Genomic DNA, 24585 nt, shown 5'->3' with positions numbered 1-24585 from the left:
CATCCTCACGATCACCTGTCGCCGCGATCCTGAACCTTCCCTCCCACATACAGACCGGCGACACTCGCGAAAGGAATCGCGCGCCCCGAAGCGTTCCCACCAGTTGAGATGGAACGCGACAACGCCCGGCATCCAGGACGACGGATGCCGGGCGTTGTACCTGCTCAGGCGCGGAGGAAAGCGTGGTCGCTGCTCAGACTCCCTTGATCCGTTCAAGGAGTTCGTCGCGGTACTCCCGCGCCGCCTGAAGCTCCGGTTCGTCGCCGGTAGCCCGCTTCAGGGCGCCTTCCAGGATCTTCAGCCCCTGGCGTTCGTCGCCGCGTGCGTCCGCCTGCCTCGCGGCGTCCTCCATGGCTTTGGCGAGCTTGGTCCGCGCCTCGGGTGCCTTGGCGGCCTTGTGGATCCGGATCCAGTTGCCGCCGGGATCGACGACGGTGAACCCGGTGTACCGGTCGTTGCGCAGCCGCGGCCGCGTCATACGCGGAATGCCGGAGACGAGCAGTTTCCCGTGCACGGCCCGCATCCCGGCCGCGAACGCCTCGAACAGCTCACTGGTGTCCGCCACGATGACCAGACACGTGCTGTACGACTGCGTGGGGTCGTAGTCGTCCATCCCGAAGAAGTGCAGATTGATGTCTTCCCTTCGCACCGCGACGTGCGGGTTCGGCCGCGTCTGCCGATAGGTGATCTCGAAGCCGAGCATCTCGTAGAACGACGCGATCTCGTCGATGGATGGACAGGGCAGAAGCGGAATGGTCAGTTCGTTCGCCACCGCCCGAAGCTAAGCCCGGCCCTGCCGAAACGACACGGAGCTATTTGCTCATGCGAACAGCGTGTTCTGAGGTCATCCAGCACACCTCCGAAACGGACGACGGCCCTGGTACAACGAACGCCCGGCATCCAAGACCAACGGATGCCGGGCGCTATACCTGCTCAAAGTGCGGAGGATGCGGGATTTGAACCCGCGAGGGTTTTAACACCCAACACGATTTCCAATCGTGCGCACTAGGCCACTATGCGAATCCTCCGCCGAGGAGAGTACCGGATGTGGGCCTGACCACCCAAAACGGGTGGTCGTTATGGGATGGCTAGCCGAGGGCGCCGGTCAGGAGGGTGCGGAGGTCGGCGAGGAGGGCTCGGAGGTCGGCGCGAGGGAGGGTGGTGCTGGCGCCCGTGTAGCCGTGCTTCACGGTGACGGTCCCGCCGTCCAGGTCCAGTTGGCAGGCGTCGCCGGTGAAGTGCCAGGTGCTGTTGTGGCGGACGTGGTGCTCGATCAGGTCGAGCATGGTCTCGTCGGTGCCTATCTCGGTCTCGAGGAAGTCGTCCAGGGGGGCCAGTGCGGGGGGTGCGGACACCTCAAGCTCGTCGTCGACGATGACGAACCTGACCTGCGTTGTCGCTCTGTTCATGAGCGTTGCCGCCGTTTCGGACCCTGCGTGGATAGGCCGTCACTATGTCGCACAGCCGCGGGTCGGCCGTGCCCCGTCTGAGGTGGCCCACGATCTCCACACCTCTGTATACCCCTGCGAAGCGGCGTTTCGTCGGGTCGTAGCTCCCGTCCTTGTCCGCCATAGCCGTCACGAACGCCTGGCGCACCGCGTAGAGGACCTCACCACGGGACCACGAGTCCGGGAAGAACGTGCTCACCTTGGTCCTGGTCGACGTCCCCTGGGGGCCGCAAACGTTTGCTTTGTACACGCCGTCCGCGTCGGGGCCGGAGATGACGTCCGTCACGCGCAGCACGCCGTGGTCTACGCCGCCCTCCCTGTGGTGGTAGCCGGTGTTCCCGTCCCTGCTCGGGCGGTAGTGGCCCTCGAAGATGTGCTGGGCCAGGTGCGGCGACACCCGGTCCAGACCATCCCAGCGCAGCCGTTTCCGGATCTCCTTGATGGCGGCGGTCCAGTCCCCCGGGTCGTCGCGCAGTGCCGCCGGGTCGAACCACGTCCTCCGCGGCGGCTGGGGTAGCACGGCGTGCACTACCAGCTTCGGCGCTGGTTCGGCGGCCCTTGCGGGCAGTGCCGGGAGTGGGGTGGGCATCGACTTCGCGGCGCTCGTGATCGCGGCCGCCGACTCGTTGCCGACCGTGTCGAGCATGGCCAGGGCGCGGCGGTAGGTGCTGAGGGCCTGTGCCCGCTGGTCGACGTGGACGGGGGCCGGTTCTGGGGCGTTCGGCTCGGAGATGACGCCGGTGAGGTGCGCCTGCTGGGTCACCGTCAACTCGACCGGCGCCGGGGCTTGCGGCTTTTCCTCGCCTTCCGACGCGATCAGCTCGCCTGCCTGCCTCTGCGCCCAGGCCAGGGCGGCGGCGTAGGTGTCCAGCGCCACGGCGGCGTGGCCGTAGGCGTCGGCCATGGCCAGCAGGCGCCTGGGCTGCTGTTCGAACCTGGCGTGGAACGCTTCGGCGGCCCTGCCTCGCCAGCCTCCGTCGTCTATCGCGCGGAAGCCTTGGCCGACGTCCTCGCAGTTGCGCGCCATGCGGCTGTAGGAGTCGGCGAGCAGCCAGATCTCCCTCGGGTTGCCTGACACCAGGTCCCGGACGGTCTTCGCGCTCATCGGGCGATGTCCTCGAACCGGCCGGCGCCGTCCTCGTCCTCGTCGCGATAGGCCCTGACCACCTCGGTGAGGCCGCGGTGGAGTGCCATCGTCTCGTCGGTCAGTGTTGCGATGCCCGGTTTCTCCCGGTCTGCGAACTCGGTGACCGCCTCGGCAAGCCGGTCGTGCCCGAACGTCTCGGCGCTCGGGACGTCGCGGGGCGGTCCGTTCAGTTCCTCGACCAGCCGACCGACCTGTTCACGTGCCGCATCCAGTGCGTCGAGGTCGACCTCGAAGCCGTCCGAAACCACCGAGCCTCCAGCCCAGGTCCCTCCCAGTTCGGACATCCTATCGATACGGACCGATAGCGGCACGTTGTTCCGAGCCGTTTGTCAACAATCTGGCGCGTCGTCGCGGCGGCATTCGTCGCGGCCGCCGACGTGCTGGGGGCGATCTTCGTCACGCCGTGGCGGGTTGCGCCGGACCGGCCGGCACAACCCGCCTGGATCACTCCTGTTCAGGGGCGGCGTGGTCCGCCTTGCCGGGGTTCGGGTCGCGCTTCAGATCGATCAGCGGATGGGGCTCCGCACCATCCGGAGCGGCGTGACGACCCTGCTTCGGCTGCTGTTCTTCCTGGTCAGACATGACGCCCTCCTCGTTTCTCCCTCGTCAGGCTCCAGGAAGTATCGCGCATCCCACTGACACCGGCCGCAGCAACACGGCCGCTCGATCGCCTCCCTGCTCCCCTCGCCGGGACGTCCGGTATCGTTCCTCCCGGTAGCGTGTCCGAGCGGCCGAAGGAGCGCGCCTCGAAAGCGCGTGAGGGTTCACACCCTCCGTGGGTTCAAATCCCACCGCTACCGCTCTGAACAGACCGAACGTCGGGTGAGTCCTTGACTCGCCCGACGTTTTGCGTTGCGCCCGCTGACCGACGCTTTCGACAAACGTGAATCCGCTCCGGCTCTCGCCGCAGGATTCGTTTGCGCAATCGGCAGGTCACCTGATCATTTCGCGCCGACAATGGGGCAAGCCGACCGCGATTTCGGGGGCGCGTCGATCCGGGACGCGACCGGCGGCGCGGTTCATCCTCGAGAGCCGTGTCGGGACCGGCCCGCACCTCGTCAGTCGAACACGCGTTCGCCATCGGGCGGGTTGTCGCTGGACAGGCCAGCCGAGGCGCGGGAACTCGTTCCGTTACCGGACGCCGCCGAAGGACACCGGTTCGTGCCTGGTGCGCGTTTTACTCCTCCCTGAATGAAGGACAATTTGGTGGCGGAGAGTGAATAGCGGCCGATAGCAACCCTCGACCAGGTAGAGCTGCGCGAAACCTGATGGTTCGTCCGGTATTACCCGGAACGCATCGGCATGATGAAGCTCATGGCTCTCATCAGAATATCCGGCGAGAGGAACCCTTTTCGTGAACACTCTGACCTGTGAACATTCCAGACCCGGCCCGAACGCGGAAAGCGAGGTGGACGCGGAATCGACGGCAAGCCGTCCCTTTCGCCACGACGACGCGCTGCTGACCCACCCCGAGCACCTGTACCGGCGGCGGCCGGAGCTTGTGCCGACGGCCGTCAGCGAACTGCGGTTCGACCTCGAGTCACCGGCTCCGCACCCGGCCTTCACTCCCAGTCTCGGTTCCGACCCGCGGTTGGCCGCTCCACCGGACGTGCGGTGGCAAGAGGTCTCCAGTTGGCGGTATCCGCTCACCCACCCGGTCGCGTGGTAAAGGGGCATGTCATGGCAACTCTGTGCCGGCCGGCTGTCGCGGTCCCGGAACACATCATCACCATGGAAGACACCCTCGACCTCGCCAGGAGCATCCACGGCGAACACCCGCAGCTCGACCTCGCGCTCAGGCTGATCGGTAACACCGGCGTACAGACCCGCCACCTGGTTCAGCCGATCGAGGACACCCTCAAACACCCCGGCCTCACCGTGCGCAACGCGCGTTACGAGATGGAGGCCAAGGCCAGGATGCCGGACGTCATCCAGCAGGCGCTCGACCACGCGGACCTGACGGCCGCGGACATCGACATGATCGTCTATGTCTCGTGCACCGGCTTCATGATGCCGTCGATGACAGCCTGGCTCATCAACACCATGGGGTTCCGCTCCGAGACCCGGCAACTCCCGATCGCGCAGCTCGGCTGCGCCGGTGGCAGTGCTGCCATCAACCGCGCCCACGACTTCTGCACCGCCTACCCGCAGGCGAACGTGTTGATCGCGGCGTGTGAGTTCTGTTCACTGCTGTACCAGCCGACGGATCTCGGGGTCGGCAACCTCCTGTCCAACGGCCTGTTCGGGGACGCGCTGGCCGCGGCGGTCGTGCGAGGTGACGGTGGCGAAGGGGTGCGGCTCGCGCAGAACAGCTCGCGGCTCATCCCCGACACCGAGGAGTGGATCTCCTACGCGGTCAAGGACACCGGTTTCCACTTCCTGTTGGACAAGCGAGTGCCCGGCACGATGGCCGTGCTGGCACCCGCCATGCGGGACATGGCCGAACCGCACGGTTGGGACATCGCCGATCTCGACTTCTACATCGTGCACGCAGGCGGCCCGAGGATCCTGGACGACCTGGGCAAGTACCTCCACCTACCACCGGACACCTTCCGCTACAGCAGGGCGACGCTGACCGAGCGCGGCAACATCGCCAGCGTTGTCGTCTTCGACGCTCTGGAGAGGTTCTTCCAGGACGGCGGCGCCGTCCACGAGGCCCGCGGCCTCATCGCGGGCTTCGGTCCCGGCATCACCGCGGAACTCTCCCTCGGCACCTGGGCAACGGCAGCCCATGCCGCCGATCCGTCCACCGCGCAGAACACCATGGCCGTGGAGCTGCACGTCATACTCCCGACCGCCCGAGAAGGGCAGCGCTCCGACGCCGACGTCGAGCTCGCCTGAGGTCCTGCGGGCAGCCTGCTGGAGATGGGTGTTGACCAGCGAGGACGCTTTCAGCGACCAGTAACGAACAGGCGGTGGACCACCAACGGGCCCTCCGTGGGTTCGAATCCCACCGCCCGTGCACCGCGAACGGCGGCGTGCGATCACCTCACTGGTGTGACCACGCCGCCTTCGTCTATTCGGGGTCGGCTGACCCGATGGTGGTGCGATGATCTTGTTGTTTAGCGCAAATTGCTCTCTCGATGCACCTGAATGACCTAGTTCAATCTGGCTTGCTTGCATTTATTCTGTACGTGGCCGCCTGCCGTGCCGGCGAAACCGGCAGGCGGTCGCACGCTATCCGATGCGAGGAGCAGGATTTATGCTCAGGGACTTCATCGCCCGGCTCGACTCCTACATCTCACGGAAAGGTCCCGGCGCCGCGCTTCGGGTGCTTGTCGTTCTCATGGCAGTTGTCGGAGTTGTCGGGGCAGTTTTCGACAATCCCCCCATTAGGGTTCTGGCAATTGTCGGTGTGATCACGCTCGGAGTTTCCTGTTTGATCATCCTGCTCGCGGACCGGCACCGGCTGCAGCGCAGGCAGGACACGCAGCGGGAACTTCTCGCCAGGTACTGCGACTTCGTGATCGACAACAAGCTCAAGCCGCTCGTCTCGATCTCCAACTGGCATCACAAGGTATACGTTCAGCCCAACGGGGACGTCCGCGAGGTCGCCATGATCAAGGCCGTCGCCCTGCGGGACGAGGTGCACTTCATCCGGTTCCATCTGGGCAGCGAGTGGCCGCAGCCCGAGGAGCAGCGGCGCAACGTCACCGTACGGGCCCGTGGTGTCAACCTCGACGGCATGCTCGGTCCACAGTGGAACGTCACGAACACGTGGTTGTCCGACGCCAAGCTCAACTCCATAGTCCACTTCCGGTCACCGGTGCGCAGGGGCGAGGAGATCAGGCTGGAAATGGTGCGTTTCTGGCCGGCCAAATGCCGTCCGCTCATGCGGGAACGCACCGCTGAGGATTTCTTCTTTCGCACCACCGATCTCATGCAGATTCAACGGGTCGAGTACCAGGTCATCCTCCCGCTCGGCTTCGACGTCGTGCATCGGCCAATAGGCTTCAGCGAACCCGACGACCACACCAGCATCGACGCCTACACCGACATCGAGGGCCGCAGAGTGGTCGTGTGCCGGGCATCCCGCCTACCACACCGCCAATCGGTCGGAATGCGCCTGGAATTGGTGTAGCCCGCGAAGAAACGAACTACACCAGCCAGGCGCGACTCAGTCGTCGCCTTCACTACCACCAATGTGACGCATTCAGGATCTCCTATATTTGGCCGCATTCCCTTCGCGGCGGTCGCGAGAGAAGTTATTGAACCGAAGATCACCTGAGCAAGCGCCGTCACTCGATAGAGTAAATGCCGCGCCGAATGGCAGGTCTGACACGACGAAAGACAATCAGGCGGGTAGCGCGCCTACTGCGGTGTCGCCGTCCAACCGAAGTACCCGACCGCCGGCCGTCCCGAGGTCACGCAGCGTTTCGAACGCCTCGGGGTCGGTCAGGTCGATCGGGATCTCCTCACTGCCCGCGGTCCGCAGGTCCTCCAGCGCCTGCCTGCCCTCGTGGCCGGCGCGGATCGTCGCGGCCAGACCGCCGGTGGACGCCAGCGAGCCGCGGGCGGCGCCCAGCCTGCCCAACGCCTCGTCCACCGCGTCGAGCAGTGCGGCCCGGTTGCCCTCGCACATCGCGAGCACCAGCTCCGGCCGCGTGCCCATCACCCGCGTGCCGTCCGTGAACGACCCGGCGGCAAGCGACAACGCCAGCGACCCACCCTCGGCGCCAGTTGCCGCCAGCACGGCGGACAGCACGTGCGGCAGGTGCGAGATCCGTGCGACCGCCGCGTCGTGCTCCCGCATCGTCGTCGGGACCACCTGCGCGCCGCAGTCCAGCGCCAGCGACACCGCCTCGCGCCACGCCTCGGGCGAGGTGTCCTCCTCGGTCGCCACCACCCAGGCCGCGCCGTCGAACAGGTCCGCCGAGCCCGCGTCCCACCCGGAGGCCGACCTGCCCGCCATCGGGTGGCCACCCGCGTACCTGGCGTCGGGCAACCGCCGCGCCACCGCCTCGGCGACCGGTTCCTTGACGCTCACGACATCCGTGAGCAGGCACGAGGGCGCGTGGGTAGCGACCAGCCGCAGCACCTCGTCGACCGCGGGCAGCGGCACCGCGATCACGACCAGCGCGTCCTCACGCGCGGCCCGCTCGAGGGCGGCGGCCACCGTCTCCTCGACGCGCGGGTCGGCCACCGCCACGTCCGACGCGCCGAAGACGTCCCGGCCCGCCCGCGCCGCGGCACGCAGCACAGATCCACCGATCAACCCGAGCCCGACAACACACACTGGTCGCACACGGACCATCTTTCACCTCAGGGCATCGAGCGCGAACGCGGCATACAGCGCGACGCCGTGGGCGAACGCGGACTCGTCGAAGTGCACGCGGTTCGAGTGGTTCGGCGCGGCCTCCTCCGGCGTGACGCCCGGCGGGCACGCGCCGAGGAACGCGATCGCCCCCGGCACCTGCTGCAGCACGTACGAGAAGTCCTCGGCCGCCATCAGCGGTTCCGGCATCAGCGCGCTGTTCTTCTGCCCGAGGACCCTGGTCGCGAGCTCCAGCACGCGGGGCGCGACGGCCGCGTCGTTGGTCGTGGTCGGGTAGCCGGTGTCGATGCGGAACTCGCTCGTGCAGCCGTAGGCCGCCGCCAGGTGCTCGCACACCTTGGGAATCTCGGCCTGCACGAGCGCACGCGCGGCGTCCGACAGCGTGCGCACGGTGCCCTGCAGCTCCGCGGTCTCCGGGATGATGTTGGACGTCGTGCCCGCGGTGATCCGGCCGACGGTCAGCACGGCGGGGTCGAACACGCTGAACCGCCGCGTCACCATCGTCTGCAGGGCACCGACCATCGCCGCGGCGGCGGGCACGGGGTCGACCGCGCGGTCGGGCATCGCGCCGTGACCGCCCTTGCCGGTGACGGTCACGGTCCACGCGTCGGCACTGGCCATCATCGGACCCGGCCTGCACATCACCACGCCCGACGGCGCGGTCGACGTGATGTGCAGGGCGAACGCCTGCTCCACCGGTCGGCCTGCCGCGTCGAGCACGCCCTCGTCGAGCATGAAGCGGGCACCGTGCTCGCCCTCCTCGCCGGGCTGGAACATGAAGACGACCTTGCCCGCGAGCGCGCCCTTGCGGCTCTGCAGCAGGCGGGCGGCCGACACGAGCATGGCGGTGTGGGTGTCGTGGCCGCAGGCGTGCATCCGGCCGTCGACCTCCGAGGAGAACGCGAGCCCGGAGTCCTCCTGGAGTGGGAGTGCGTCCATGTCACCGCGCAGCAGCACGGTCGGGCCCGGGTTCTCGCCATCGAGCACCGCGACGACCGACGTGCAGGACTCACCCGTGCTCACCCGCAGTCCGAGGCCCTCGAGCGAGTGCCGCACTGCCGCCTGGGACTTCGGGAGGTCGAGTCCCAGCTCCGGGTGCTTGTGCAGCTGCCGACGCAGCGCCACCGTGCGCGGCTGGAGCGCGCGGGCGGCGTCGATAAGGCCGGTGAACCGGGGATCGTCGAGCAGCGATGCGGGGGTCATCCACTGATGATCGCATCACCGGACCCTCCGTGAGGGTTTCTCACGGGGCGTAATGCCCCTGTGCAACACTCCGGTACCGCGTCTTCCTGCCCGGGTGCGGGAGGAATACGGTGTGCCCCATGTCCGAGCAGGACCCGGTAACGGGCTTCGCGATCGCCGTCGTTCGCGAGGAAGGCAAATGGCGGTGCACCGCCATGCCGAGCGACGCCCTCCGCGAGCTGGACGCGGTCGTCACAGAGCTGCGCAAGATGAGGTCCACCGGGGCGGTGTTCGGCCTGCTGGACGTCGACGACCAGTTCTTCCTCGTCGTACGGCCTGGTCCCGGGGGTGTGCAGCTGTTCCTGTCGGACGCGGCAGCCGCACTCGACTACGACATCGCCGCGGACGCGCTCGACCAGCTGCGTGTCGAACCGCCTGCCGAGGACGACGACGATGACGAGGTGTGGCCGGAGGGCGCGATGGACATCCTCGCCGATCTCGGGCTGCCCGCTGCCGAGCTGGCCGTGATCGCGGGCGAGGTCGACCTCTACCCGGACGAGCAGCTGCAGATCGTCGCACAGCGGTGTGGGTTCGCCGACGAGTTCGGCAGACTGCTCGACAGTCTGGACCCCATTGCCCAGTGACGTCTCGCTGATGCGGACGGCACTCGAGGTGGCCGCGTCGGCAGGCGCCGACGTGCCCGTCGGGGCTCTCGTGGTCTCCCCGTCCGGTGCCGTGCTGGCTTCCGCCTGCAACGCACGCGAGGCGTTGGGCGATCCGACCGCACACGCGGAGATCCTCGCGTTGCGTGCGGCGGCCGCGGTGTTCGGCGACGGGTGGCGGCTGGGTGGCTGCACGCTGGTGGTGACGGTCGAGCCGTGCACGATGTGCGCCGGGGCGTTGGTGCTGGCGCGCGTGGCACGGGTCGTGTTCGGGGCGTGGGAGCCGAGGACCGGCGCGGTCGGTTCGCTGTGGGACGTGGTGCGGGACCGTCGGCTGACGCACCGGCCCGAGGTGGTCGGGGGCGTGCTGGAGGACGAGTGCGCGGCGTTGCTCGACGAGTTCTTCGCCGCGCACCGGCCCGATCGGTGACTCGGAAGCGTTGTCGCGCAGCGGATTGACGACTACAGGCGGGTGGCCACGTCCTCGTAGCTGAGGGGAAGGCCGTCCGGGTCCACCTTGATGTTGGCGTCCCGGTGGGCGTCCCTGTAGTTGATCAGGGCACCATCCTTGGTGATCTCGAGCGTGCGGTAGGTCTGGCGGACCAGTGTCACCGTCAGGTCGGGCGTGGAGATGTACAGGACGGGGAGGTCCGCCTCGCCCATCTTCCTGTGTAGGCCCAGGCGGCGGATCGGCAGCGCGGTGAAGGTGACGCAGCCCGCGACGTCCACGTCCACGGCGCCCTCGAACTCGTTGCGCTGGGTGGTGCCCTCGCCCCGGTCGATCAGCCACATGCCGTCCTGCGTACGCCCGACCGAGATCTGGCGTTCGGTGTCCGCCGCCGTGGTGCGTAACAGGCCCTTGCCGACGTCACCCGATCGGGCGACGGTGAACTCGAACGAGGCGCTGAACGGGCTCTCCGATGCGACGACCAGCCGTCCGGACGCGCGCAACCGACCATCGGAGACGAACAGGCGGACGGACTCGAGGCTCGTCCGTGCAGTCCCCTGCCACGTTACGATGATCGGTTTGCGCGAGCCGGGCGGCGTCATTGTCACCTGTCGCTTGGTTTGTCCGGGATCGCGTCCTGGATCTTGTTGACTACGCCGTCGATCTGCTCTTCGTGGCCGAACCGCTTCTTCGCGAAGTCGCCGGCCTTCTCGACGCCGTCCTCGATCTTGTCCCCGTGCTTCTCGACGAGGTCCGCCGCCTTGTTCTTCAGGTCATCGAAGTTGATGCCCACGACAGAACTCCTTCCACGCACTCCGTCCAACCTACTACGGCCGAGTGGTGGTCTCCCCGGCTGATCGGGCAGACCACCACTCGTGGACGATACGGCTGGTCGGTCAGGCGCGCCTGCGGTGGCGCAGGAACAACAGCGCACCGACACCGGAGGCCAGCAGGACCACGCCGATCACGATCGGCGCGAAGATGGAGGCGCCGGTGCTCGCGAGGTCACCGGAGGTGTTCTTCGCCTGCGGGGCGGGGGTGTCCGACGTCGTCGGCGCCGTGCTCGGGGCCGGGGAGCTCTCGGTCTGCTCCGGCGTCGAGGTGCCGCTGGTCGGCGCGACGCCGCCCGCGGTCCACTTGCCGCCTGCCGACGCGACGATCTCGCTCTGCTCGGACTTGGCGACGATCAGCGACTGGGTCGCCTTCTTGGCGTAGTTCTCGCCGACGAACAGGCGGCCCGTGTCGACGCCTGCGGTAGCGGTCAGCTCGAAGGTGCCCTCGCCGTCGGCCTCGTCGGCCGGGACGTCCAGGAACAGCTCGGTGCCGTCCTCGATCTGCTCGGCGGACAGCTCCTTGCCGTTCGCGTCGGTGATCTTCACGCCGTCGGGCAGCTTGGTGGTCAGCTTCTCGATGTCACCCGTCGTGGAGACGGTGAACGGGCCGATGCGGGTGCCCGCGTCACCGGACGCGTCGGTCGGGGAGATCGCGAGGCCCGGGGTCGGCTGGTCGCCGATGCCCACGTTGGCGTCGCCGATGAGGTACTTGTAGAGCGCGACGACGTCGGCTTTCGAGCTCTTCGGGCCCTTGCTCGGGGCGAACGGCTCGTTCAGGTCGAGGTTCTTGTTGTCGCTGAAGTGCCAGATCGCCGCCTGCGTCGCGGTGATGGCTTCCTTGCTGTCGATCCCGTCGGTCAGGGTCTCGCCCTTGTCGGTGAGCGTCCTGGCGAGCGCCTCGGTGCCGACCACGGGGAACCCGTTGTGCAGGATCCAGTTGATCTTGGTGCGGTTCTGGTGGAAGGGCGACCCGGCGTTCGGGTAGTTGTCCCACGGCTGCTCGACCATGGCGTGCTTGCTGTCGATCGGGGTGTCGATCTCCACGCAGTACACCTGGAGGCTCGTGCCGTCGTCGAGCTTGAACCCGATCAGAGCGGTGCTCATGTCGTCGTAGTTCGCGCCGAGGTTGACGTGGTAGCCCTCGATGTCGCCGTTCGAGTCGACGGTCCCCCTGACGGGGTCGGCGCCTGCGGGGACACCCGCGCTCATCATCAACGCCACGGAGACACCCGCGACAGCCGCTCCGGCACGGGCGAGCTTCAACCGTCTTGCCATGAACTCTCCAAGGTGGTCTGAAGGACAATCCGGCTTGCACTACCCACCCCGGGGCAGGGTGAGTGGCTAAGTCGATCAGGCGGACGGCACTCTACTCAGAGGAGTAATGCTTTCGCTACGGGGGGTGCGTATCCAGTTCTGAAATACCTGATCACCGGAATACTCCGCCGCCGTTGTGCCGAGAAAGTGCACGGCGGCCACGAGTTCGGGCTATCGTCCTGGCTGTGACCGGATGGCAGTCGGGCGGTGGCGGCGACCAGGGCGGCTGGAACCCCAACCAGTCCTTCGGGCCCGAGGCTGGGACCAACAGGTACGGCGCGGACCCGTACGCGCAACAGCAGCCGGACCCCTACCAGCAGCAGTACGGCGCGAACCCCTACGGCGGCGCGGCCCCGTACGGCGGCGAGCAACAACAGCAGCCGTACGGGTATGACCAGTACGGGCAGTACCAACAATTCCCCCCAACGGGTGGATTTCCCGCCGCCGGTTATGGCGCACCACCACCACCGCCGCCGAAGCGCTCGAAGCTGCCGATGATCCTCAGCCTCGTCGCGATAGTGATCATCATCGGCGCGGTCGTCGCCATCCTTCTGGTGAATCGCAAGGACAACCAGCCGGTGGCGCAGGACGACAACAAGTCGAGCACCGCGCCGAAGGACACCACTGGTAAGTCCACCCCGAACTCGAAGTCGTCGAGCCCCTCGACCAAGGGCGGGGAACACGGCGACTGGCTCTCCATCGACAACACCGCGGACTCCGGGCTGAGCTACCAGGTGCCGTCGGACTGGAAGCAGTCGAACAACCCGGTCAAGAGCGGCCTCGGCGTCGACTTCACCGGCGCCGCCGACTACGGCAACTACGACTGCGAGGGCGCGGGCTACGTCCGCACGTTCGCGGCGAGCGGCGACGTGCAGGGCAAGGACGGCAAGGACCTCGACCTGGCCACCACGGTCGAGGACTTCGCGAAGTCGTTCGCCACCACGTACTACGGCGAGGACGCCCAGGTGGACGTCCCGACGCCGACGGACACCAAGGTCGACGGCAAGACGGCCATGACGGTGACGGCCAAGGTCAAGCAGAACGTCACGGCACCCAACTGCCAGGCGTCCGACGGCGAGGTCTCGCTGGTCGGTGTCCTGCTGGAGACCGACGGCCAGCCCAAGGGCGTCGCGATGATGGTCGTGGTCAACGACCTGAACGGCGGGCCTGCCGACCCGAAGGCGCTCGACCCGTCGCTCACCCAGGAGATCCTGGCCACGGTCAAGGCCGGCTGAGCCACCGGTCGACGACCTCGCCGAGGACCGACAGCGGCAGCGCGCCGTTGGTCAGGACCTGGTCGTGGAACTCGCGGATGTCGAACGCGGCACCGAGGGTCCGCTCCGCGACCTGGCGGTTGCGCTGGATCTCCAGCCGCCCGACCATGTAGCCCAGCGCCTGCCCCGGGTAGGCGATGTAGCGGTCGACCTCGTTGCGGATGTCGATGTCGGCCATCGGGGTGTTCTCCCGCAGGTAGGCGATGGCCTGTTCGCGGGACCAGCCCTTCGCGTGCATGCCGGTGTCCACGACGAGCCGCCCGGCACGCATCGAGTCCATCGCGAGCATGCCCAGGCGGTCCACGTCGCTCGTGTACAGGCCCATCTCCTCGGCGAGGCGCTCGGTGTAGAGACCCCAGCCCTCCGCGTACGCGTTCGGGGCCACGACCCTGCGCAGCATCGGCAGGTGGGTGAGCTCCTGCGCGATGGTGATCTGGAAGTGGTGTCCCGGCACGGCCTCGTGGAACGCGGTCACCTCGGACACGAACCGGTCGCGCTCCCGCGGCTTGTGGGTGTTCGCGAAGTAGATGCCGGGGCGGGCGCCGTCCATCGACGGCCACAGGTAGAACGCCATCGGCGCGCCGGGTGCGTCGGCGGGCGGCACCGGCTCGACCTTGCACCGCGTGGAAGCCAGCACGCCGAACCAGTCGGGCACCGCGGCCTCGGCCCTGGTCACGGCCTCACGGGCGGAGGAGAGCAGCTCCTCCTCGTCGCGCCAACGCATGGCGGGGTCGGACGTCATCCTGCGGAAGATCTCGGCGCGGTCGGAGACGCCGAAGAGCTTGTCGCCGAGCGCCGCGTACTCCTCGGTGAGCGCGGCGATGATGTCCAGACCGGTCTGGTGCAGCTCGTCCGGGGTGCGGTCGGTGGTCGTGTGGAAGCGCGACAGGCGGCGGTAGATCTCCTCGCCGTCGGGGAGCCGGCAGACGCCGACCCTGTCGTCCGGCCTGCCGAGGGCGACCATCTCGTCGGCGAGGAAGCGGCGGTACTCGGCGATGGCCGGTCGCACGACCGAGGCGAGCACCTCCTCGCGCGCCTCGGCGAACTCCGCGGGCGCCTCCTGCCTGGCCAGCGGGTCGTTCTCGGCTTCGGCGAGGTAGCGGTCCAGGTGCGCGACGGCCTTCTCGACCAGGCTCGCGACGGGGACGCGGCCCTCGACGGCCCCGGCGCGGTGGCGTTCGGTGACCGTGGCCAGGTAGGCGGGGACGGCCCGGAGCCTCGCGAGGTAGTCGTCGCGGCTCTCGTCCGTGGTGAGCGGCAGCATCGGCAGCGTCATGATCAGCTCGCTGGCCGGCGCGACGAACAGGTCGCTGATCGTGAACTCGATCTGGCGCGATGCCGTCCAGTCGGCCATGGCGCCCGCCTGGTGGATGACGATCGCCCGCGTCACGACGTCGTCCGGGGTGAGGCCGGCCGGGTCGACGGCCGACGCGCGTGCCGCGACGTCCTGGACGCGTGCCAGGAGGTCGGCCTCGGCGGCAGGCGACCGGTCGGCCAGCACGCGGCCGTACCCCGGCACGCCGACGACCGTGCTGAACACCGGGTCGGACTGGAAGTACAGCTGGACGAGCTCGTCGGCGAGGGCCGTAACGGAGTTGGTCACGGCCGCCACGCTACCGTCGTTCCGCCTGGTACTCCCGCCACTTCGCCAGCAGCTCCGGGATCTCGCTCCGGAGGAACTCGAAGAACTGACGGCTCGTCTCGAGTCGCCAGCCCGCCTTGGTCTCGGGACCGACGGCGGCCACGCCCTCCTTCATCAGCTCGGCCCACGCGGTGAACTGCTGGTCCCGGTTGGCGTACGCCTCGTACCACATGTCGTCGGTGACCTCGTAGTGGTCGCGGCGCTCGCCGGGGTCCCGGCGTCGGACGATCAGGCCGACCTGCACGAGGTAACGCACCGCACCCGACACGGCCGCGGGGCTCACCTGGAGGGTGTCGGCTATGTCACCCGCGGTGAGCTTTCCGTCGTCGGTCACGAGGAGGGCGCCGAACACCCGCGAGGGCATCCTCGCCAACCCGGCGTCCGTCAGGAGCAGCGCGAACCTCTCGACGAACCGGTCGACGTCGGTCGCTTCTCGCCCCTCGGGTGTGTTCGTCACGGTTCGCATCATCTCCTCCGACCGTGTGGTCACCATCAGTTTATACGTTTTCTTAACTTCACAAAGTTGTGAAATGACACTACGTTCCGAACCATGACAACCGCAATCTCCGTGTCGGGCCTGGTCAAGACCTTCGGCCGGACACGTGCGCTGGACGGACTCGATCTGACCGTGCGCACCGGGGAGGTGCACGGCTTCCTCGGACCGAACGGGGCAGGCAAGTCGACGACGATCCGGGTGCTGCTCGGTCTGCTCCGCGCCGACGAGGGCGAGACCCGCCTGCTCGGCGGCGACCCGTGGGCCGACGCCACCTCGCTGCACCGCCGCCTCGCCTACGTCCCGGGCGACGTCTCGCTGTGGCCGAACCTGTCCGGCGGCGAGGTCATCGACCTGCTCGGCAGGCTGCGTGGCGGGCTGGACGAGAACCGGCGCGCCGAGCTGCTCGAGCGGTTCGACCTCGACCCGACCAAGAAGGGCCGGACCTACTCCAAGGGCAACCGGCAGAAGGTCGCGCTGGTCGCCGCGCTGGCCTCGAACGTCGAGCTGCTGATCCTCGACGAGCCGACCTCGGGCCTCGACCCGCTGATGGAGGCCGTCTTCCAGGACTGCATCACCGAGGAGCGGGGGCGCGGCCGCACGGTACTGCTGTCGAGCCACATCCTCGCCGAGGTCGAGTCCCTGTGCGATCGGGTGAGCATCATCCGGCTGGGACGCACCGTCGAGACCGGCACCCTCGCCGAGCTGCGGCACCTGACCCGCACGTCGATCTCGGCCGACCTCGCCGGGCCCCCGGAGGGCCTCGCCGACCTGCCCGGGGTGCACGACCTCGTGGTCGACGGCTCACACGTCAGGTTCGACGTGGACACCAAGGAGCTCGACGGCGCGCTGCGCAGGCTCACCCGGACCGGCGTGCGCAGCCTGACCAGCCAGCCGCCGACGCTGGAGGAGCTGTTCCTGCGCCACTACGAGGCGGACATGGCCAAGGAGAACGGCGCGCACGCGGCGGTGGCGAGGTGACCGCGACCCTGACCGAGAGGCCGGCCGCCGCCACAACCGGGCAGCGGGACGGCTTCGCCGGCACCGGCGCGCTCCTGCGCCTGGCCCTGCGGCGGGACCGGATCATCGCCTCGGTCTGGATCCTGCTGTTCGTGATCATGGCCGCCAGCTCGTCGTCGGCCTCGCAGGACCTCTACGACACGCTCGAGTCCCGGGTGCGGGCCGCGAACGCGGTCAACGACACCCCGGCGACACTCGCGCTCTACGGCCGGGTCTTCGACCCGACCTCGCTGGGGGCCGTCTCGCTGATCAAGCTCGGCGCCATGGGGGCGGCGCTCGTCGCGCTGGTCGCGATCTTCACGGTCGTGCGGCACACCCGCGCGGAAGAGGAGTCCGGCCGCGCCGAACTGCTCGGCGCGGCGGTCGTCGGCCGGTACGCGCCGCTGACCGCGGCTTTGCTGCTGTCGGCGGGCATCTCGGTCGTGCTCGCGGTGCTGACCGCGGCGAGCCTGGCAGGCACGGGCTTACCAGCTTCCGGCGCGTTCGCGTTCGGCCTGTCCTGGGCGGGTGCCGGCATCGCGTTCGCCGCCGTCGGCGCCCTGGCCGCGCAGGTCACCGACGGTGCCCGCGCCGCACGCGGGCTCGCCGCCGCCGTACTGGCCGCGGCGTACCTGCTGCGCGCGGCCGGGGACGCGGCAGGCACGGAGACCTCGACCTGGCTGTCGTGGCTGTCGCCGATCGGCTGGGCACAGCAGGTCCGGCCGTTCGCGGGCGACCGCTGGTGGGTGCTGCTCTACCTGCTGTTCTTCGCGGGGCTGGTGTCGGTCGGCGCGTACCTGCTGGTCGCCCGGCGCGACCACGGCGCTGGTCTGCTGTCCCAGCGGCCGGGCCGTCCGAGGGCGAGCGCGGCACTGCGGTCCCCGCTCGCGCTGGCGGTCCGGTTGCAGCGGGGTGGCCTGGTCGGCTGGCTGATCGGCATGGCCATCGGCGGTCTCGTGGTGGGCAGCATCGCCTCGCAGGTCGGCGAGCTGCTCGACACCCCGTCGGCCCGGGACATGATCATGAAGCTGGGCGGCGAGCGCGGCATCGTCGACGCGTTCCTGTCCGCGGAGATGGGCATCATCGCGGTGATCGTGTCCGCGTACGGGATCTCGGCGGCCATGCGGCTGCGCCAGGAGGAGACCGCGCTGCGGGCGGAGCCGATCCTCGCGACGCGGATCGGCAGGGTGCGCTTCGCGGCGAGCCACGTGACGGTCGCACTGGCCGGCTCGGCACTGCTGCTGGTGACGCTCGGCGTGTTCGCCGGGTTCGCGCACGGTGCGGCGGGCGGGGACATGTCGGCGTTCGGCCGCGTGCTCGGCGCGGCGCTGGTGCACCTGCCCGCGGTGTGGGTGCTGACCGGCATCACGGTGCTCGCGTTCGGCCTCGTGCCCGGCATGGCCATGGCCGGCTGGGGTGCGCTGGTGGTGTTCCTGCTGCTCGGCCAGTTCGGGCCGGTCTTCGGGCTGCCGCAGTGGGCGATGGACATCTCGCCGTTCACGCACACGCCCAAGCTGCCGGGCGGCGAGTTCTCCGTGGTGCCGCTCGCGTGGCTGACGCTGGTGGCGGTCGCGCTGGTCGCGGCCGGGCTGGCGACCTTCCGCCGCCGCGACATCGGCTGACCCACACCAAGGACCCGGGGCGGCGGTGTCGTCCCGGGCCTTGGTGAGGGCCGTCACCACCCGAGCTGTCACCGGACATGCGAGTGTGGTGACGTGTCGACGTCGCGCCTGCCTCGTGAGGTCTGGGTCCTGGTCGTGGCGAACTTCATCATCGCCGTGGGGTTCGGGCTCGTGGCGCCGGCGCTGCCGACGTTCGCCCGTGCGTTCAACGTCAGCGTGACGGCCGCCTCCGTCGTCGTCAGCGCCTTCGCCGTCGCCCGGCTGCTGTTCGCGCCCGCCAGCGGGCGGCTGGTCACCCTGCTCGGCGAGCGGCGCGTGTACCTGGCGGGGATCACGATCGTCGCGGTGTCCACCGGGGCGTGCGCGTTCGCGGGGAACTACTGGCAGCTGCTGCTGTTCCGCGGTGCAGGCGGCATCGGGTCGACGATGTTCACGGTGTCGGCCATCGCGCTGCTCATCCGGCTGACGCCCGCGCCACTGCGGGGACGGGCCTCCGGGTTGTGGGGCACAGGGTTCCTCGCGGGCAACGTGACCGGACCACTGCTCGGCGGCGGCCTGCTGACCATCTCGCTGCGGGCGCCGTTCCTGGTGTACGCGGCGTTGCTGCTGGTCGTGGTGGTGTTCGTGTGGTGGTTCCTGCGGCACTCGACCCTCGCGGCCTCGGTGACCGAGTCGGCGTCGGACTTCACCCTGCGCTCGGCGTTGCGGCACCGGTCCTACGTCGCGGCCCTCGGTTCGTCGTTCGCCAACGGCTGGGCGGTGTTCGGGGTGCGGGTGTCGCTCGTGCCGCTGTTCGTCGAGGAGGTCCTGCGGCGCGACGGTGCCTTCGCCGGCACGGCGCTCGCGGTGTTCGCGGCGGGGAACGTCGCGATGCTGATGGTGTCGGGCAGGTTGGCCGACTCGTGGGGCCGCAGGCCGCTGGTGCTGGCGGGCCTGCTGGTGTCGGGCGGCGGGACCGTCTGGGTCGGGTTCACGGACTCGGTCCCGTGGTTCCTGACGGCGACCGTGGTCGCGGGGTTGGGGGCGGGATGTCTCTCGCCGCCGCTGCAGGCGACGGTCGCGGACGTGATCGGGTCGCGTGGCCGAGGCGGGCCCGCACTGGCGACGTTCCAGATGGCGGCCGACCTCGGCGCGGTGCTCGGCCCGATCGCGGCGGGCCTGCTGGCGGACAACTGGTCGTACTCGGCGGCCTTCGCCGTGACGGGCTCACTCTGCGTGGTTGCGGCGCTCGGCTGGCTGACCGCCCCGGAGACCCTGCCCCGCGACGAGCCTGCCGAGGACCGGCAGCACCCCCTCCCGAACGAGGCGCTGGGCGCGGAGCTACCCGGCTGCGACGACCGCGTCGCCGACGACGACCGCCGCGCGACGGACCCCGCATGACGCCTGGAGAGTCTGAACAGGTCAGAAGGTAGCCTCGAACCTGACACCTCTTCGCGGAGGAACACCCCCGGTCGCCGGGCCGGCGGCGTGCGAAGAGGGTCGATCCCCGAAGAGGTGCCCAGTGGACATCGAGCGCGCCCATATCGGACGCCGGATCCGTGAGCTGCGGAAATGGCGCAGAATGGACCAGCAGGCAGTTGCGGGCCTGGCTGGGATCTCCACGTCATACCTGTCCAGGATCGAACGCGGGGAGCGTCCCGTCACCAAGCGCCTCGTCCTCGAACGCATCGCCGCCGCCCTGCGCGTCTCCCCTGCCGAGCTGACCCCCGAGATCGACCTGGTCACCGACGACGCGGGCACGGAGACCCACAGCGCGATGGCTACTCTCGGTGACCTGCTTGGCGGCTGGTGGGTCGGGGAGGTCCCCGACGCGCCAGGCCGACCGCTCCCCCAGGTGCTCGACGAGCTGGCCCGCTTCCACGCCGCCCGCAACTCGGGTGGCGCCCAGGCGGCGGGTGACTACGCGACGCAGGTGGCCACCCTCGCCCCGCTGATCCGGGACCTGCTCGTGGCGGCGGCCGACCCCCAGCTGCGGCGCGAGGCGTTGCCGCCACTGCTCACCGCCTACCACGTGGCAGGCAGCATCTCGGCCCGGCTGCGCATCCCGGGCATGCCGTCGCTGGCCGCCGACCGCATGTGGCAGGTGGCCGCCGAGCTGGACGACCCGGTGTGGCACGCCGTCAGCCAGTGGGGCCGCGCCCTGTTCCTGTCCGGCACCAACCGCGCGCGTCAGTACGACCTCGCGGTGGCCGTCGCCGACCAGGCACCCGCGGACCGCGCGGAGACACGCGGGATGGCCAACCTCACCGCGGCACTCGCCGCCGCCGCGCGTGGCGACGGCGACCTCGCGGAGACACACCTCGCCGAGGCCGCCGCCGTCGCGGAGCGGCTCGACAGCGACACCTCGCCGTGGCCGTCGGGGATCATGCAGTTCGGCAGGACGAACACGGCGATCCACCGCGTGGCGATCAGCGTGGAGCTGGGGCACGGCGCACGGGTCGCCGAGTACGCCTCGTCGGTCAGGACCGACACCATCTCACGCGGCAGGCAGGCGGCGTTCTGGGTCGACTACGGCCGCGGCATGCTCACCGAGCGCAGGACCCGCGACGAGGGCATGGCCGCGTTGCTCCGCGCCGAGCAGCTCGCGCCACAGCAGGTCCGCACCAACGTGTGGGCACGTGAGGCGGTCACCGGTCTGCTCGGCACCGGGGTCCGCGCGGCCCGCGGCCGGGAGCTCCGCTTCCTGGCGTGGCGCATGGGAATAGCCCCGACCGGGTGAAGCCGCGCGTATTCGACAGGTTGGCAAATCGCGGCTGACTGATCGACTTAGCGTCACCTCCTTGGAGGTGACCAGTGCTTTTCGCCGAATGGCTGTTGGAGCAAGGGGTGCTGATCGCACCCCCGTTCGGTGTCGTCCTGTACGCGACGTGGCCGATGCGACGCCGGGGTCCCGTGCTGAGCGGTGTTGTCTCGGGGCTGGTCGTCGTCTTCGTCGCCGCCCTCGCCGGCTTCCTGCCCGCAAGCGTGACCTGCACGTTCGACGGTGACCTCGTCCCGAGGTGCGTCGAGTCCGGGGCGGAGGACGCCGTGCCCGTGGAGGCCCCCGGGACCGACGAGCGGGCCGGGCAGTGGGTCTGCCCGGCCGTCGACGATCAGCTCAGACGGGTCGCGTGACGCAGGATCATGAAGTCGAACACGAAGCTCGTGACCTGGCCGGACTCGGTGCGCCCCAGCCAGACCGGGTAGCCGCCGTCGCCCCAGCCGGTCTCCACCGCGAGGAGGTTGGCGCCGGAGTCCGGTTCGGGGAGGTTCGTCACGTGCTCGGTCATGGACTCGTACGCGTCCTCGATCGTGTCCTCGTAGGCCTCCGCCACGTCCGCGTCCACCAGGGCGAGGTGACCGCCGTCGACGCCGACCGAGTAGTAGCTGTCGTCGGCCAGCATCCGGGTGTCCTCACCCTCGCGCAGTGCCGCCTCCCAGGTCGCCGTCGGCTCGTCGGAGATGACCAGCTTCGCCGCGGCCACCCTGGTGTGGGACTCGTCCTCCGCGAAGCGGATCACCGCGAGCTCCAGCGGGTACTCGCCGGGCTCCACCGTCTCGGTGTAGGGCTCCTGCTCGTGCATCCACGGGTCGGGGTCCGCGGCGATGAGCTGGCCGCTCGGCAGCCACAGCCTGCCGCCCTCGGACACCTCGACCGTCACCTCGCGGCCGTCGTCGTCGAGCCGGAAGACCGCACCGTCCACAAAGGTGTCGTCGAGGCCGACCTGGCGCATGGGGGCGGGCGGGTGCCACGGCAGCTCCTCCGGGGCCTCGCCTGCCTCGTCGACCTGGCGGACCGTCACCCGAACGGGGGTCGGGAGCAGCTCGTCCAGGTACGCGAACGTTGCCCAGTCACCAAAACGGGGCATGGGACGGGAAGTCTTGGCAAGCTCCAGCAGCTCGGTCTCGTCCGGCCACTCGGTGCTCCACTCGTGCCGGTCGCCGTCGAGGGCGTACTCGGCGGCGCGGGAGGGCACGCCCGCGTCGAACTCCAGCTGGTCGGGCGAGTCGTACGCCCACTGCTCGATCAGGCGCAGCACCAGCATGTCGGTGCCGTCGGCGGTCGGGAAGCGGCGCAGCTCCACCATCCGGTCGCGCCTGCCGTGGTCGTCGAACAGCCACGCGGCCGCGTGGTGCGCCTGCCAGCACACCTCGATGAGCGCCAGCGGCGCGTCCTGCGCGAACAGCACGGCGGCGTACTGCTCGCCTGCCGCGTCCCGCTCCCGCGCGACGGCCTCCGGCAGGGGGCGCACTACCGAGCCCGAGTCCGGGTCCCAGCCCTCGCAGTAGACGACGTCGGCGGCGGTCATTTCATTGGTCACCACACGATCCTGCACCACCGACTTCGCGTAGGTTCGTCGGCATGGCGACTCTGGTTTCCTTCCACGCCCATCCGGATGACGAGTGCATCGCGTGCGGCGGGGTGATCCGCAAGGCGCACGAGGACGGTCACCGGGTCGTCCTCGTCGTCGCCACCCGAGGGGAGCTTGGCGAGGTGCCCGACGGCTTCCTCGGCACCGGCGAGGAGCTGTGGCAGCGCCGGATCGTCGAGACCCAGGCCGCCGCGGACATCCTGGGCGTCGACCGCGTGGAGTTCCTCGGCTACACCGACTCCGGGATGATGGGCGAGCCGACCAACGACCGGCCGGGCACGTTCTGGACCGCGGACGTCGACGAGGCCGCCGCCAGGCTCGCGGAGATCCTCAAGGAGGAGAACGCCGACGTCCTGACGGTGTACGACGACCACGGCGGCTACGGCCACCCCGACCACATCCAGGTCCACCGCGTCGGCATGCGGGCCGCCGAGCTGGCCGGCACGCCGCGCGTCTACCAGGCGACCATCAACCGCGACCGCGCGCTCGCCGGCCGGGCCGCAGGCAACGGGCCGGAGCTGGCCGACGACTTCGGCACCCCGGAGTCGGAGATCACCTGCGCGGTCGACGTCACGAGGTTCACCACGTACAAGCGGGCGGCCATGCGCGCGCACGCGAGCCAGATCAGCGAGGAGTCGTTCTTCCTCGCCATGCCGGACGACGCGTTCCGGTTCGCGTTCGGGACCGAGTGGTTCATCCGTGAGGGTGAGGGCCCCGGCATCACCGAGACGGAGCTGGAGCTGTGACCGTCGACCTGTTCCACGAGGTCAGTGGCCCGGCGGGCGGCGCGCCGGTCGTGTTGTCCGGTTCGCTGGGCAGTGACGTCCGCATGTGGGACGCCCAGGCGGAGGCCCTCGCGGCGGTCGGCTTCCGGGTGGTGCGCTACGACCACCGCGGCCACGGCCGGTCGCCGGCGCCCGCCGGGCCGTACACGCTCGAGGAGCTGGCTGGCGACGCTCTCGCGCTGCTCGACCGGCTGGGGCTGGCGCGGGTCTCGTGGGTCGGGTTGTCGCTCGGCGGTATGGTCGGCATGTGGCTGGCGGAGCACGCACCGTCCCGTGTGGACAGGCTCGTGCTGTGCTGTACGTCGGCGTCGCTCGGGCCCGCGTCGATGTGGCAGGAGCGGGCGAACACGGCACGCACGGCCGGGATGGGCGTGCTCGCCGGGCCTGCCGTGGACCGCTGGGTGACACCGGCGTTCGCGCAGGCCAACCCGGAGACCGTCGCGTGGCTCCTGGAGATGGCGGCGAGCCACTCCCCCGAGGGTTACGCGTCGTGCTGCACGGCCATCGAGACCATGTCCATCGTGGGCGACCTGTCGACGATTGCCGCGCCGACGCTGGTGGTCGTGGGTGCCGACGACCCGGCGACCCCACCCGAGCACGGGCGGCGCATCGCCGACGCGGTGCCCGGCGCGCGGCTGGCGGTCGTGCCGGACGCGGCGCACCTGGGCAACGTCCAGCAGCCGGCGGCGTTCACGGGGCTGATCATCGACCACCTCCGGCCGGACCGCCGGGCGCTGGGCATGTCGGTGCGCCGGTCGGTGCTCGGCGACGCGCACGTGGACCGCACGGTGGCGGCGACCACCGACTTCACCCGTCCGTTCCAGGAGTTCATCACCGAGGGCGCATGGGGCACGGTCTGGTCGCGGCCGGGCTTGGACCGCAGGACCCGCAGTGCGGTCACACTCGCCGCCCTCACCGCGCTGCGGGCCCACGACGAGATCCCGATGCACGTCCGCGCGGCCCGCCGCAACGGGTTGTCGGAGGCGGAGATCGCGGAGGTCCTGCTGCACACGGCCGTCTACACGGGCGCCCCGGCCGGGAACGCGGCCTTCGCCATCGCCAGGGACACACTCGCGGAGGAGCCCGAGCAGCCACCGCACTAGCAGGAC

The 24585-nt window shown here is 69.6% G+C and carries 26 protein-coding genes and 2 tRNA genes; 14 read left to right on the top strand and 14 right to left on the bottom strand.

Annotated elements, in window-relative coordinates; all coding sequences use genetic code 11:
• Positions 1-193: 193 nt before the first annotated feature.
• The 6 genes from CLV71_RS19945 to CLV71_RS47770 form a co-directional block, all read right to left on the bottom strand.
• Positions 194-772, bottom strand: a complete 579-nt coding sequence (locus CLV71_RS19945) for a VOC family protein (RefSeq protein ID WP_133904282.1) — start codon at positions 770-772, stop codon at positions 194-196.
• A 169-nt stretch (positions 773-941) separates the two neighbouring features.
• Positions 942-1028: transfer RNA gene (locus CLV71_RS19940), tRNA-Ser, on the bottom strand.
• 60 nt (positions 1029-1088) lie between these two features.
• A complete protein-coding gene (locus tag CLV71_RS19935) occupies positions 1089-1355 on the bottom strand; it encodes a hypothetical protein (protein WP_133904281.1) in 267 nt (88 codons plus the stop codon).
• A gap of 1 nt (position 1356) precedes the next feature.
• Entirely contained in the window at positions 1357-2553 is a 1197-nt protein-coding gene (locus CLV71_RS19930; RefSeq protein WP_133904280.1) for an EndoU domain-containing protein, read from the bottom strand.
• Positions 2550-2843 carry a hypothetical protein gene (locus tag CLV71_RS19925; protein ID WP_133904279.1) on the bottom strand — a complete coding sequence of 98 codons (294 nt, stop codon included), beginning with the start codon at positions 2841-2843 and terminating at the stop codon, positions 2550-2552. The genes CLV71_RS19930 and CLV71_RS19925 overlap by 4 nt, the downstream gene beginning before the upstream one ends.
• Positions 2844-3039: 196 nt before the next feature.
• Positions 3040-3177 carry a hypothetical protein gene (locus CLV71_RS47770; RefSeq protein ID WP_166664168.1) on the bottom strand — a complete coding sequence of 46 codons (138 nt, stop codon included), beginning with the start codon at positions 3175-3177 and terminating at the stop codon, positions 3040-3042.
• 131 nt (positions 3178-3308) lie between these two features.
• Between CLV71_RS47770 and CLV71_RS47765 the strand changes: the two genes are divergently transcribed.
• The 4 genes from CLV71_RS47765 (at position 3309) to CLV71_RS19910 (ending at position 6676) form a co-directional block, all read left to right on the top strand.
• Positions 3309-3395, top strand: a tRNA-Ser gene (locus tag CLV71_RS47765).
• A 608-nt stretch (positions 3396-4003) separates the two neighbouring features.
• Positions 4004-4264: a hypothetical protein gene (locus CLV71_RS19920; protein WP_133904278.1), complete on the top strand. Its 261-nt coding sequence runs from the start codon at positions 4004-4006 to the stop codon at positions 4262-4264.
• 11 nt (positions 4265-4275) lie between these two features.
• Positions 4276-5436: a type III polyketide synthase gene (locus CLV71_RS19915; protein ID WP_133904277.1), complete on the top strand. Its 1161-nt coding sequence runs from the start codon at positions 4276-4278 to the stop codon at positions 5434-5436.
• A gap of 361 nt (positions 5437-5797) precedes the next feature.
• On the top strand, positions 5798-6676 hold the full coding sequence (locus CLV71_RS19910) for a hypothetical protein (RefSeq protein WP_133904276.1): 879 nt from the start codon (positions 5798-5800) through the stop codon (positions 6674-6676).
• Positions 6677-6889: 213 nt separating this feature from the next.
• On the opposite strand, the gene CLV71_RS19905 is transcribed toward CLV71_RS19910, so the two are convergent.
• On the bottom strand, positions 6890-7849 hold the full coding sequence (locus CLV71_RS19905) for a prephenate dehydrogenase (RefSeq protein WP_208297624.1): 960 nt from the start codon (positions 7847-7849) through the stop codon (positions 6890-6892).
• A gap of 3 nt (positions 7850-7852) precedes the next feature.
• Positions 7853-9073 (bottom strand): M20 metallopeptidase family protein, encoded by a 1221-nt coding sequence (locus CLV71_RS19900; RefSeq protein ID WP_133904275.1) that lies wholly within the window; start codon positions 9071-9073, stop codon positions 7853-7855.
• Positions 9074-9192: 119 nt separating this feature from the next.
• Here CLV71_RS19900 and CLV71_RS19895 point away from each other — a divergent pair, with 119 nt between their 5' ends.
• Positions 9193-9696, top strand: coding sequence for a tRNA adenosine deaminase-associated protein (locus tag CLV71_RS19895; RefSeq protein WP_133904274.1), 504 nt, complete (start codon positions 9193-9195; stop codon positions 9694-9696).
• A gap of 10 nt (positions 9697-9706) precedes the next feature.
• Positions 9707-10144, top strand: coding sequence for a nucleoside deaminase (locus tag CLV71_RS19890; RefSeq protein ID WP_133904367.1), 438 nt, complete (start codon positions 9707-9709; stop codon positions 10142-10144).
• Positions 10145-10176: 32 nt separating this feature from the next.
• Here CLV71_RS19890 and CLV71_RS19885 read toward each other — a convergent pair whose 3' ends face one another.
• The 3 genes from CLV71_RS19885 to CLV71_RS19875 form a co-directional block, all read right to left on the bottom strand.
• Positions 10177-10764, bottom strand: a complete 588-nt coding sequence (locus CLV71_RS19885) for a putative glycolipid-binding domain-containing protein (RefSeq protein WP_243866599.1) — start codon at positions 10762-10764, stop codon at positions 10177-10179.
• 2 nt (positions 10765-10766) lie between these two features.
• Complete coding sequence (locus CLV71_RS19880) at positions 10767-10955, bottom strand: antitoxin (protein WP_133904272.1); 189 nt, start codon at positions 10953-10955, stop codon at positions 10767-10769.
• Positions 10956-11058: 103 nt separating this feature from the next.
• On the bottom strand, positions 11059-12270 hold the full coding sequence (locus CLV71_RS19875) for a thioester domain-containing protein (RefSeq protein WP_133904271.1): 1212 nt from the start codon (positions 12268-12270) through the stop codon (positions 11059-11061).
• A gap of 224 nt (positions 12271-12494) precedes the next feature.
• Between CLV71_RS19875 and CLV71_RS19870 the strand changes: the two genes are divergently transcribed.
• Positions 12495-13544: a DUF8017 domain-containing protein gene (locus CLV71_RS19870; RefSeq protein WP_133904270.1), complete on the top strand. Its 1050-nt coding sequence runs from the start codon at positions 12495-12497 to the stop codon at positions 13542-13544.
• Here the strand turns inward: CLV71_RS19870 and CLV71_RS19865 are convergent.
• Together CLV71_RS19865 and CLV71_RS19860 are read right to left on the bottom strand one after the other, a co-directional pair.
• A complete protein-coding gene (locus tag CLV71_RS19865; protein WP_243866585.1) occupies positions 13531-15186 on the bottom strand; it encodes a DUF885 domain-containing protein in 1656 nt (551 codons plus the stop codon). The two genes, CLV71_RS19870 and CLV71_RS19865, sit on opposite strands and share 14 nt — an antisense overlap.
• Before the next feature lie 10 nt (positions 15187-15196).
• Complete coding sequence (locus CLV71_RS19860) at positions 15197-15682, bottom strand: GbsR/MarR family transcriptional regulator (protein ID WP_424923892.1); 486 nt, start codon at positions 15680-15682, stop codon at positions 15197-15199.
• Between the two features lie 93 nt (positions 15683-15775).
• Here CLV71_RS19860 and CLV71_RS19855 point away from each other — a divergent pair, with 93 nt between their 5' ends.
• From CLV71_RS19855 to CLV71_RS19835, 5 genes are all read left to right on the top strand, one after another.
• Positions 15776-16699 carry an ABC transporter ATP-binding protein gene (locus CLV71_RS19855; protein WP_133904268.1) on the top strand — a complete coding sequence of 308 codons (924 nt, stop codon included), beginning with the start codon at positions 15776-15778 and terminating at the stop codon, positions 16697-16699.
• Positions 16696-18339 (top strand): ABC transporter permease, encoded by a 1644-nt coding sequence (locus CLV71_RS19850; RefSeq protein WP_243866584.1) that lies wholly within the window; start codon positions 16696-16698, stop codon positions 18337-18339. The genes CLV71_RS19855 and CLV71_RS19850 overlap by 4 nt, the downstream gene beginning before the upstream one ends.
• A 93-nt stretch (positions 18340-18432) precedes the next feature.
• Positions 18433-19719, top strand: a complete 1287-nt coding sequence (locus tag CLV71_RS19845; RefSeq protein WP_133904267.1) for an MFS transporter — start codon at positions 18433-18435, stop codon at positions 19717-19719.
• Positions 19720-19840: 121 nt separating this feature from the next.
• Positions 19841-21058, top strand: a complete 1218-nt coding sequence (locus tag CLV71_RS19840; RefSeq protein WP_243866583.1) for a helix-turn-helix domain-containing protein — start codon at positions 19841-19843, stop codon at positions 21056-21058.
• 107 nt (positions 21059-21165) lie between these two features.
• Positions 21166-21453: a hypothetical protein gene (locus CLV71_RS19835; RefSeq protein ID WP_133904266.1), complete on the top strand. Its 288-nt coding sequence runs from the start codon at positions 21166-21168 to the stop codon at positions 21451-21453.
• On the opposite strand, the gene CLV71_RS19830 is transcribed toward CLV71_RS19835, so the two are convergent.
• Positions 21432-22640 carry a DUF4241 domain-containing protein gene (locus tag CLV71_RS19830; protein WP_133904265.1) on the bottom strand — a complete coding sequence of 403 codons (1209 nt, stop codon included), beginning with the start codon at positions 22638-22640 and terminating at the stop codon, positions 21432-21434. The two genes, CLV71_RS19835 and CLV71_RS19830, sit on opposite strands and share 22 nt — an antisense overlap.
• A 41-nt stretch (positions 22641-22681) precedes the next feature.
• Between CLV71_RS19830 and CLV71_RS19825 the strand changes: the two genes are divergently transcribed.
• The gene (locus tag CLV71_RS19825; protein ID WP_133904264.1) at positions 22682-23437 is read left to right on the top strand and encodes a PIG-L family deacetylase; all 756 of its coding nucleotides are present in this window, start codon (positions 22682-22684) and stop codon (positions 23435-23437) included.
• Positions 23434-24579, top strand: coding sequence for a bifunctional 3-oxoadipate enol-lactonase/4-carboxymuconolactone decarboxylase PcaDC (gene pcaDC, locus CLV71_RS19820; RefSeq protein ID WP_133904263.1), 1146 nt, complete (start codon positions 23434-23436; stop codon positions 24577-24579). The genes CLV71_RS19825 and pcaDC overlap by 4 nt, the downstream gene beginning before the upstream one ends.
• The last annotated feature ends 6 nt before the right edge of the window (positions 24580-24585 follow it).

The sequence above is a fragment of the Actinophytocola oryzae genome, assembly GCF_004364325.1.
Lineage (GTDB): Bacteria > Actinomycetota > Actinomycetes > Mycobacteriales > Pseudonocardiaceae > Actinophytocola > Actinophytocola oryzae.
The sequence above is the reverse complement of the archived record's forward strand: the minus strand, read 5'-3'. Positions and strand labels throughout refer to the sequence as shown.

What these genes read in the sequence shown, in the direction of transcription:
- CLV71_RS19930 (WP_133904280.1), bottom strand. Translation starts at nt 2,553, where the DNA reads ATGAGCGCGAAGACCGTCCGGGACCTGGTGTCAGGCAACCCGAGGGAG.
- CLV71_RS47770 (WP_166664168.1), bottom strand. Translation starts at nt 3,177, where the DNA reads ATGTCTGACCAGGAAGAACAGCAGCCGAAGCAGGGTCGTCACGCCGCT.
- CLV71_RS19915 (WP_133904277.1), top strand. Translation starts at nt 4,276, where the DNA reads ATGGCAACTCTGTGCCGGCCGGCTGTCGCGGTCCCGGAACACATCATC.
- CLV71_RS19910 (WP_133904276.1), top strand. Translation starts at nt 5,798, where the DNA reads ATGCTCAGGGACTTCATCGCCCGGCTCGACTCCTACATCTCACGGAAA.
- CLV71_RS19905 (WP_208297624.1), bottom strand. Translation starts at nt 7,849, where the DNA reads ATGGTCCGTGTGCGACCAGTGTGTGTTGTCGGGCTCGGGTTGATCGGT.
- CLV71_RS19900 (WP_133904275.1), bottom strand. Translation starts at nt 9,073, where the DNA reads ATGACCCCCGCATCGCTGCTCGACGATCCCCGGTTCACCGGCCTTATC.
- CLV71_RS19895 (WP_133904274.1), top strand. Translation starts at nt 9,193, where the DNA reads ATGTCCGAGCAGGACCCGGTAACGGGCTTCGCGATCGCCGTCGTTCGC.
- CLV71_RS19890 (WP_133904367.1), top strand. Translation starts at nt 9,707, where the DNA reads ATGCGGACGGCACTCGAGGTGGCCGCGTCGGCAGGCGCCGACGTGCCC.
- CLV71_RS19885 (WP_243866599.1), bottom strand. Translation starts at nt 10,764, where the DNA reads ATGACGCCGCCCGGCTCGCGCAAACCGATCATCGTAACGTGGCAGGGG.
- CLV71_RS19875 (WP_133904271.1), bottom strand. Translation starts at nt 12,270, where the DNA reads ATGGCAAGACGGTTGAAGCTCGCCCGTGCCGGAGCGGCTGTCGCGGGT.
- CLV71_RS19855 (WP_133904268.1), top strand. Translation starts at nt 15,776, where the DNA reads ATGACAACCGCAATCTCCGTGTCGGGCCTGGTCAAGACCTTCGGCCGG.
- CLV71_RS19825 (WP_133904264.1), top strand. Translation starts at nt 22,682, where the DNA reads ATGGCGACTCTGGTTTCCTTCCACGCCCATCCGGATGACGAGTGCATC.